The following is a 2,932-nucleotide window of genomic DNA, read 5'->3' as shown; positions in this document are numbered from 1 at the left end:
GACTAAGGATAATGAAAAGATGTCACGTGAAGAAGCAGGAAAACGGGGCGGCGAAGCCTCTGCCAAAAAGCATGATAAGGATTTTTACGAAGACATTGGTAAAAAAGGTGGCGAAGCTACTTCCAAATCTCACGATAAAGATTTCTATGAAGAAACTGGTGAGAAGGGTGGCGAGGCTACTTCCGAATCTCATGATAAAGATTTCTACGAAGAAATTGGAGAAAAAGGCGGCGAAGCTACTTCAGACTCTCACGATAAAGGTTTCTATCAAAAGAATGGGAAAAAAGGCGGCGAAGCTACTTCCGACACCCATGACAAAGACTTTTACCAAGAAATTGGTAAAAAGGGTGGAAAGGCTAACTCCGGCGATGATGACTAATTTACACTCAGCATAAGAATATATCAGTTCTAAGCCAAACTTTTTTCTACAAATATACCCCCTCTCTAGCTAATGGATAATTAATCCAATGGGTAGGGAGGGTTTTTATTTGGCAGATTGCAAGAAATAACTTGAACAAATTTAGTAACGCAGATCACGCAAAAACAGTTCTACAAAATCATGAGTAAGGTTGGTGATCTGTTGGGAATTAATTATCTAGGTACCCATACAATGCGCAAAACCGGGGCTTATCGTGTTTACACGCAATCAAATTACAATATTGGCCTAGTAATGCACTTACTAAATCACTCAAGTGAATCAATGACTTTAGCTTATTTGGGCTTGGATCAAGCAAGTACAGAAAACATGTTGAACCAAATTGATTTTGGGTAAATTGGTTTGATTTTGTTGTCGCCAACGGCGACTTCTGATACAGGCTTTTAATGGGCCTAGCACAACATAGAATAAATTCTATGTGTAAGTGCGCATTGTTCGAAAAATCGAACTCTGATTTATTTTTGCTGTTGTATTTATTTTTTTATCTTTTGGCTTTTGGTTTTGTTTTTTATTGCTATCGGATTTTATTTGCTTTTTAAGGGCTCTATTTTTCGTTCTACGGCATTTTTATAATTCGCCAATATAATTTATCGCTTTTTTATTAAAACGTCTCAGAAACGATTTTGAGACGTTTTAGCGTTTATTTCGTTTAGTTGTCGGCATAATCGTTAAAACAGGCGTTATCGTAGCGGAAAAGCCCTTGAGCGTAGCGTGGCTTTGCAGTGAAGATGTTGGCTGTTAGATTATGAAAGCCGATAACTGAACGAAATAATAAGCGTAGCGCCCGTATATTTCGGCAGGAGGAGGCTCAAGGGAGTTTGAGGGAATGAAATTCCCTCATGGTTTTAAAATTGCTTGCAATTTTGCCGAGCGTTAGCGCTGGAAAATTTTTGAAAAAAATTTGGAATTTGGAAAAAAGGGGGGCAAGGAAGCAATTTTGCTTCCGTACTACGACCCCCCTTTTAAGTGCCGAGTGCCAAATCGGTCAACAATCCCTAACAAACCCATACACACCAAGTGTTACAGCGATCAACAAAAAGTCAACAAACCGCCAACAAAATTCTGGAAATATAATGATAAGAAGGTAGTTGAATATATATAGATAAAGTTGTATAATGTTTTTATAAATATAAAAGGAGTGCTAAAAATGGCTAGAGAGAAATCATCGATAGAATACCAAAATGTATCAATGCGTATTCCCAAAGAATTATATTTTGAATATAAAAAAGTTTTGGCTAAAACTGGCTCTATTGTTACTTATGACGTTCGAAATCATATGAAAAAAGTTGTTGAAGAAGATAAGAAAGGGCAAAAATGAGTATAAAAAAAGAGCGCCCTCTTCGAAAAGTCGCTCATGTTTTTATAATGTTTTTACTAATTTTTGTAAGGTAATTATATCAAATGAGTAAAGAAAAAGCTAGATACTTCACCTTCTTGCTTTATCCGGAAAGCATACCAAATGACTGGATAGATAACTTAGAATTAATAGGTGTTCCGATTGCTATTAGTCCTCTGCATGATAAGGATTTAAGTGATGTTGAGGGACAAAAATATAAAAAAGAACATTATCATGTAATCTATGTTTCAAAAAATCCTGTAACTGCTGAAAGTGTGCGTTTGAAAGTTAAGCGCTCTTTGGGAGATAAAAGTGTTGCTATGGTTCAGATTGTAAGTACGAGTATGGAAAATATGTATTTGTATTTAACGCATGAATCAAAAGACGCTATTGCTAAAAATAAGCATAAATATTCTAAAGCTGATATTAGGTTGTTGAATAATTTTGATATTGATCGCTATATAACGCTTGATGTCGAAGATAAAGACGATATGCTGAATGATGTTTGCGATTTGATTGATGATCATAATTTGGCAAATATGCGTGAATTAAGGCGGTTTATTAAATTACATGGGGTTGAATATGGTTTGCCTAGCATGAAAATTATCAATTCGGTGTTGAGAGCTCATACTGGACTAATAAGATTATACTTCGATGCCGTTTATCAGGAACGTAAGTACGGCAGAGGCGATATAAACAAAGAGACCGGTGAGATACAAGACTAATTAGCAAATGGGATATAGATATAATCGTAAGCCTAATTGTAAACACATTCGTATTTTATTTCCTCATATAATTCTTCACTGTAGTCACTGACTTTCCAAACTAATTCCTTTTTCAACCATCATTATGCGCAATGATGGTTGAGCCAATGAGGGATGCTTGCTTACCAATTAGGATTGTTGTACAAGTTTTTGAATTATTTTGCGTTACCTCTAAGAACTATATTTGTCCCTATCTTACTCTGTATTGTCAACAATTTCAGGCCCAAAATACCCTTAAAATAAAATTTCTCAAAACTAAGCATAATGTTTGTGGTCTAGTAAGAAAGCGCTTAATATAAAGACCGTAGAAGAAATCAAATTTTAGGAGGAAAGAGAATATGACTAAGGATAATGAAAAGATGTCACGTGAAGAAGCAGGAAAACGGGGCGGCGAAG

At 35.7% G+C, this 2,932-nt stretch carries 3 protein-coding genes and 2 pseudogenes; 4 read left to right on the top strand and 1 reads right to left on the bottom strand.

The features are described from left to right. The 4 genes and pseudogenes from FD50_RS00080 to FD50_RS00060 all read left to right on the top strand — a co-directional run. Positions 1–379: KGG domain-containing protein (locus FD50_RS00080; protein ID WP_056959386.1), on the top strand; the 379-nt coding region annotated here is incomplete at its 5' end. A gap of 153 nt (positions 380–532) precedes the next feature. Next, a pseudogene (locus tag FD50_RS00075) lies at positions 533–772 on the top strand (tyrosine-type recombinase/integrase); the annotation flags it as partial. Positions 773–1,583: 811 nt separating this feature from the next. Beyond that, positions 1,584–1,754, top strand: a complete 171-nt coding sequence (locus FD50_RS00065; RefSeq protein WP_012579281.1) for a hypothetical protein — start codon at positions 1,584–1,586, stop codon at positions 1,752–1,754. 83 nt (positions 1,755–1,837) lie between these two features. Beyond that, on the top strand, positions 1,838–2,497 hold the full coding sequence (locus FD50_RS00060; RefSeq protein WP_056959382.1) for a replication protein: 660 nt from the start codon (positions 1,838–1,840) through the stop codon (positions 2,495–2,497). A 112-nt stretch (positions 2,498–2,609) separates the two neighbouring features. Here the strand turns inward: FD50_RS00060 and FD50_RS13045 are convergent. Then, a pseudogene (locus tag FD50_RS13045) lies at positions 2,610–2,678 on the bottom strand (hypothetical protein); the annotation flags it as partial. Between the last annotated feature and the right edge of the window lie 254 nt (positions 2,679–2,932).

Source organism: Liquorilactobacillus satsumensis DSM 16230 = JCM 12392, from assembly GCF_001435195.1.
In the GTDB taxonomy this organism is placed as follows: domain Bacteria; phylum Bacillota; class Bacilli; order Lactobacillales; family Lactobacillaceae; genus Liquorilactobacillus; species Liquorilactobacillus satsumensis.
The sequence above is the reverse complement of the archived record's forward strand: the minus strand, read 5'-3'. Positions and strand labels throughout refer to the sequence as shown.